The organism is Pseudomonas sp. NPDC086581 (assembly GCF_044746165.1).
GTDB lineage: Bacteria > Pseudomonadota > Gammaproteobacteria > Pseudomonadales > Pseudomonadaceae > Pseudomonas.
In genome coordinates this window covers 338,269-344,268 of sequence record NZ_JBIVBR010000008.1, presented here as the reverse complement: position 1 = coordinate 344,268, position 6,000 = coordinate 338,269, and the positions used below count along the sequence as shown (strand labels likewise).

Genomic DNA, 6,000 nt, shown 5'->3' with positions numbered 1-6,000 from the left:
GATCCCGACCGCCCCTACATCGCCCACGCCATCCACGACAGCCAGCACCCCGACCACGTCACCCTGAAGAACTACAAGCGCAACGTCCTGCGCACGCCGGCCAACAACAAGCTGCGTATGGATGACTCGCGCGGAAAAGAGCACATCAAGCTGTCCACCGAACACAGTGGCAAGAGCCAGCTCAACCTCGGGCACGTGGTGGATGCCCAGCGCGAACAGCGTGGTGAAGGCTTCGAGCTACGCACCGATGGCTGGGGCGCAGTAAGGGCCGGCAAAGGGCTGTTCATCAGCGCAGACGCGCAGCCCGGCGCACAGGGTCAAACGCTGGATATGCAGGCCGCCGTTCGCGAGTTGGAGCAGGCCCTGGAACAAGTCCGCAGCATGGCTCGCGACGCCGCCCACGCTGTCGCAATGGAGCCAGACAAGTATGCTCCGGAACAACTCAAGGCTGCCCTGGAGCTGCTCCGGGAACCCGGCATCCTCGCCTCGGCGCCTGACGGCATTGCCGCCACCAGTGGCAGTCACCTGCAACTGGCGGCCGGGCAGAACCTGATCGCCACCGCTGGCGCGAACATGGATATCAGCGTCGCCAAGCGTTTCACCGCAGCAGTCGGCGAAGGCATCGGCCTGTTCGCCGGGAAGCTGGGCATGAAGCTCTTCGCCAACCAGGGGCCGGTGAGCATCCAGGCGCAGAATGATCGGATGGAACTGCTCGCCCGCCACGGCCTGGAAATCACCAGCACCGAGGATGAAATCCGCATCACCGCCAAACGCAAAATCACCCTCAACGCAGGCGGCACGTACATCACCCTCGACCCACATCGTATCGAGTTGGGGACCAAGGGCGATTTCCTCATCAAGGCCGGACATTTTTCCCTGCTCCGGCCGGCCAAACAACCACCAGAGTTTTCCGCACTCCCAGCTCGGCTACCTGCCATGGCTCCCCCCGCCCTGCTCAAACAGGCTGATCTGTTCCGCAGTACCCGCGCCGGAGTATGCGAAATCTGTGAGGCGGCGCGGGATAGCCAAGGGAATGAAGCATGAGGGCCCTCTCGCAGGAAAGCGGCACTCTGCTGTTCGATGGTGCGCACACGCCGGACTCCTTCGCCTGGCTGAAACGCCGTTGGCCCCTGCAGAAGGCCTATCCCCTGCTCGGTGATACAGACTATGACGCCATTGCCGATACCGGCCCCATTCTCCTGGAGGCGCCAGAGGGCGGGGACATACATACGGCGTGGCGGCAAGGCATCGATTTTCCCGATGCCATCTGGTTGCAAACCAGCACGGGGGCGGACGAGCTCTGGCGGCATCTGCAGCGCCGCTTGCGAGTCATCAGTCCGGATGGGCGAGAGCTCTGGCTGCGCCTGGGCGATGCCCTGCCGCTGCGTCATGCCTGGCAGGCCGGCGCAGCATGGCCGGATGGCTTCTGGCATCGAATTTTCCGCGTTTGGGCGCTGCATGAACACCACCCCGTGTGCCTTTGGCACAACCCCACCCCAGCGCAGGATGCCGCACCGAAGGACGAGGGCCTGAGCGCCCAGATCACCCTCGATTGGCCCCTGCTGCGCGCCTTGGGCGCCAACCCAGTTCATCCGGAGTAAGCGCTGTGCCACAACCAGCACCCACCGATCTGAACGTCGCTGCATGTCCCTTGCTGACCGCTATCCTGCCCCTGCGCTATGCCATAGGGCCTAGTGAACAGACCCTGGATGTCAGCGCCTACAACTTGCCAACCCTGCAAGGCAGCTTCCCCGACCTCGGCCCGCGCCTGAAGCCGCAAGTGGAGGAAGACCGCAGCCTCGGCTATACCGCGCGTCTGCTACGCGATGGCTGGCTCTACGTCTGGCACAAGAGCGCCCTGGCCGAATACCGCGTCGAACGCGCCCAGTTGAGCCAGACCGACCGTGGTGGTCGCGCCATCGATACCCGCACCAAACCGTACCTGATCTGCTTTGCCGGGCACCCCGCTAGCCTGGTCTGGTCTCCCATCCAGTGGAGCGACAATCAGTTTCGCAACTCGCGGGAAAAGCCTGAAGTCCGGCAGCGCATCATGCGCGAGATAACACCCGGCGCAGCGCCTTACGGCGGCCAGGTTTCGGGCTTCAAGGAGAGCATTGGCGACTACCGCGAGCCGGAGTACTACGACTGGACCGACGCCGAACACTACCTGCCGGATTGGCCCAGGCTGCTCAAGAACATGCGCGAGTGCGAACAGCAGGCCTACGCCATCATCGACGATCCCTGGGGCGTACAGCTTGACCTCGCCAAGCTGATCCGCCTGAGCCAGCAGGCCTTCCAGGACATTCGCCAGGTTCGCGGAGAAGACTGGCACATCGCCGGGCTGATCCGTTCTCTTGCCGATAACGACGCGAAGACCGCCCGCGATCTGCCAGCGATGACGGACTACCCGCGCCTGGAACGCACCTGGGCCGAGCAGGAGCAGGCCGAGGACCGTCATGAAGCGGCGCTTCGCCACTTGAGCCCGTTGTGGGTGGACTGGTTCACCAGCCTGGCCCGGCAAGGGCCGCAATGCCTCGACAGCGCGTGCAGCCATTTCGACATCGTGCAGGAGGCCGCCCGCGACGATCTGCAAGCGCATTTCGCTACCGCTTGCCTGGGGCCGGCCTCCACCAGCCTGGGCCTCAAGGCCATCGTGCATGAACTGAGCCGCGAAGAAGAAGGGCGCGAGCCCTGGCTGCTCTGGGCCGTTCTGGGGGTAGGGCGGCGACTGGGCATCGGCGAGATCAACAACCTGCTGGGCCTGCTGGATGGCGCCATCGGCGACGGCGCCGAGCTGCTGGCAGACTTGCAGCGTTGGGCCGTTTCCCTCAACCAAGCCGCCGACCAGGTGGAGGCCCGCAGCAGCGACCGGCTGGGTGCCGCTGGCCAGGCGCTGCTCGATGCCCTGGGCACGGTCTTCGCGGTGGGCGCGCCACGTGCCGGCCAAACCGCCGGGGTGGAAACCCGCGCCGCCCAGCGCTACTTCAGCGCCGCCATGGCGCGTAGCGGCCAGCGCCTGGCGGTGGCCAGCGTCAGCGCCCAGCAGTATGGCGAATGGCTAAGCCACACCCTCGGCACCCGCATACCCGGCGCCAAGCTTCATTCTCCAGGCCGCCTGGGCGTCAACGTACCCAGGCCTACGAGCCTGCCGTTTGTCTATCCAATGGCGGCCAGTGTGGCCAAGAGCCTGCCGCCGCTGGCGCAACCTCTGGCGGGTAACCAGCCGCTGAGTCAGCTGCTGAATCTGGACAATCTCAAGAGTGCGCAGTTGAAGATTCTGTTGTTAGCAACGGCAGGTGTGAACTTCAGCTTTGTGGCTACGGAGTTCTTCGACGCACCATCTGCAAAGAAATTTGTAGGACTGCCAGGGAGCGGACTAGGTGTGGCTACCGCCACTTCTGCCGTGTTCCAGAAACTGGCGGAAAGTGATTGGGAAAAGATAACTGCAGCCAGTGGCAAGACATCAACTCCTGCTCAAGGCGCGCTGGGAAAAGCGTTGGGCCGAGGTGCCGCTACAGCCGCACTACAAGCAGCCACTTCCACCTTCGATGTGCTGCTCTATGGCCTGGAAGCTCTAGAGGCCTATCGATCGGGTGATTACGCCAGTGCCGGCGTCAGGGCTGGGCAGTCCGGCGCTTCAGCCCTGCTGGTGCGCAACAGCATGCAGCTGTTCCGCGAGTTGCGCGTAGCCCGCGCGGCGGCGTTGCTGGGTAACCTGGCCACTCTGGAGGCCGGCCTGCGCGTTGCTCCGCACTTGGCCGCCAAGGGCCTGGGATTGACCCTCATGGTCGTCAGCGGCATTTTCCTCGATTGGTACGTGCAGCACACGCCGCTGGAGGCCTGGCTGAAGCAGAACCGCTTCGGTCGCAACCCGGCCGACTGGGCGGCAGATGGCCCTGCCACCCTGGATCGGCTCTACAGCATCCTTTTCCCCATCACTCTCAGCCTGCACCGCCTCAATGAAACCCACCCCTACAGCGGCGACACTATTTCCTCCGTCTACCTGCTGCTCTACAGCGGCGGCAAGTTCCTGCCCGACGATGCCCAAGTGGAATTTTCCGGGGTAGAGGGCTGGGAATACCTGCCCGGCGTCAGCACCTTGGCGCGGCCAGTTATCTGGACCCTGAGCGACTTCAACGCCGTCATCAACAGCGGCATCAACTGGCAGCACCACAAGCCGCTCTATCGCCGTGTTTACCACAAAGAAGATGACCTCACCCTGGCTGCTCTCAAAGGCGTTTTGCACTACAGCCCCCAACCAGGCCTCGTCCTGCCGCCGGTCAATGTGGAGGAACGGCTATGGATCTGAATGCCCTGATGCAGCAAGCCTTGGCCCGCCACGGCAATGCACCGGGTGTGATCCTCAAGGCCAACGAGCCGACCGGGCAGCAGCCCTGGGAAATGTTCGTCACTGAGGAACATACCGAACAGTATCTGGCACTTAAGGCGGGGGGGGAGACCTATCTAGGAATGCCAACCGGGGCGATTGGTGGAGTGATGGTCATGATTTTCGCGGTTTCGATCATCTGGATGGCAGTTATTGGGAAGTGGGATGCTTTTGCCTATGTCATTACCCTTGTCATTCCGTTGCCGACTTTATTTATCTGGGAAATCAGCCAACCCCTTCCCTTACCCATCCTGCTCAATCGCCGTACCCGCGAAATCTATTACGACCATGAGGGCGAGCTGTACCACATGCCCTGGGATGAAGCGCAGGCCGTGGCCTGCCAGTTCATGAGCGTAGGGCCGCACAGCGGCGGCATGGACAACGCCACCCTGGAAACCGTGGTGCGCCGCTTCGGCGATGCCGAACAGGCGCTGTTCATTTCCCTGTCCCCGCCCATGGGCAAGAGTTTGGAAATGCAGTGCGGCTTCTGGGCTTGGCTGCAGGCCTACATGGACAACGGCCCCTGGTTCGATGAAAACGGCCAACACAGCGAATCGGAAGTCTACGTTAAGGAAATGGTCAAAGCCGGCCAGTTACGTCCGCGTGATTGGCATAAAAATACCTTGTGTAGCATCGCTGAAAAGCAGAAAGCCCGGCAGGATCGTCGCTATTTCGAGTGGATGGATATCGCAACTTTGACGGGTGAGATCATCTTCTATCCCATGCATTGGCTGCAGGACTTCACCTATGACGTAGCCAAACGCCGCTCTCGCGGTCAGTGGCCTCAATTGGTGAAAGAGCGCCTGCACCCAGACGGCCCCACCACGCGGCTGGCAGACTTAGAGCGAGCCTCAAGATTTAACTAGTTAAAAGTTTATATTAGGAATTAATTTAAGTTGCGGAGCGAGAGAAGTGCATTCAATTTACTACTCTGCTATTTTTGTATTTTTCTGTTTTTTCTTGATCAAATATCTTGCAGCCAAACTGGATGGCTGGATATGCATCAGTGATTTGCGTAAGCAGGGCGTGCCGATAAGAGAGATATCTGAGGCTGAGAGCGAGGCTGTTTCTTGCTTGATTCATCCTATAACACAGGCTAACGAGGAGCGTGCGCGCTTGATAAGGCCGGAAAGTAACAACGTGTATTTGATTGAAGGAAAATTCAAGGCCTCTCAAATAGCACCGACCAAGGAATTTGAGTCATGCGTGCTAGGTAAGTACCCAGTGAACGTGCACAGATCTTTGTGGATATCACATCAAGAAGAGAACTCTGCAGAAGTGGTGCTTTCCAAAAGGTCTGCGACGATATTGAAGCTCAATGGGAGAGAGATAGGTGATATTTCGGGGTACGCGAAAAGTGAGTCGCCTTGCAGAGCCGACTGGAACATTAAAAAATTCATTAATATCGGGATTTTCTATTCAGTTTTACTTTTGATTTTGTCGATTCACCTCTTGGTGGCAAGCGTTTTCTCTGCAAGACTTCTACCAGGATGGAGCGTTGCCTGTCTAATTATCATGATGGCTGTGGGTATTTTTGCATTGATGTTGGGTGGCGTGATCGAGGAGTGACTGTGAGCTTGGTTGGCGGCGGGGTTAGATACTTTGATAAGGCG

General features: G+C 60.2%; 5 protein-coding genes. All 5 read left to right on the top strand.

Going from position 1 to position 6,000, the window contains the following annotated elements:
- Window positions 1-1,044, top strand: a 1,044-nt coding sequence (locus tag ACIPK7_RS18275; RefSeq protein WP_401089378.1) for a DUF2345 domain-containing protein, incomplete at its 5' end; no start/stop codon positions are given.
- Entirely contained in the window at window positions 1,041-1,601 is a 561-nt protein-coding gene (locus ACIPK7_RS18270; protein ID WP_401089376.1) for a DUF4123 domain-containing protein, read from the top strand. The genes ACIPK7_RS18275 and ACIPK7_RS18270, both read left to right, overlap by 4 nt.
- Before the next feature lie 5 nt (window positions 1,602-1,606).
- Window positions 1,607-4,309 (top strand): toxin VasX, encoded by a 2,703-nt coding sequence (locus tag ACIPK7_RS18265; RefSeq protein ID WP_401089375.1) that lies wholly within the window; start codon window positions 1,607-1,609, stop codon window positions 4,307-4,309.
- Window positions 4,300-5,253 (top strand): hypothetical protein, encoded by a 954-nt coding sequence (locus ACIPK7_RS18260; protein ID WP_401089373.1) that lies wholly within the window; start codon window positions 4,300-4,302, stop codon window positions 5,251-5,253. The genes ACIPK7_RS18265 and ACIPK7_RS18260 overlap by 10 nt, the downstream gene beginning before the upstream one ends.
- Window positions 5,254-5,299: 46 nt before the next feature.
- Window positions 5,300-5,956: a hypothetical protein gene (locus ACIPK7_RS18255; RefSeq protein WP_401089371.1), complete on the top strand. Its 657-nt coding sequence runs from the start codon at window positions 5,300-5,302 to the stop codon at window positions 5,954-5,956.
- The last annotated feature ends 44 nt before the right edge of the window (window positions 5,957-6,000 follow it).

Bases quoted from the DNA above. Each gene is read 5' to 3' on its own strand.
- ACIPK7_RS18260 (WP_401089373.1), top strand. From the start codon at position 4,300: ATGGATCTGAATGCCCTGATGCAGCAAGCCTTGGCCCGCCACGGCAAT.
- ACIPK7_RS18270 (WP_401089376.1), top strand. From the start codon at position 1,041: ATGAGGGCCCTCTCGCAGGAAAGCGGCACTCTGCTGTTCGATGGTGCG.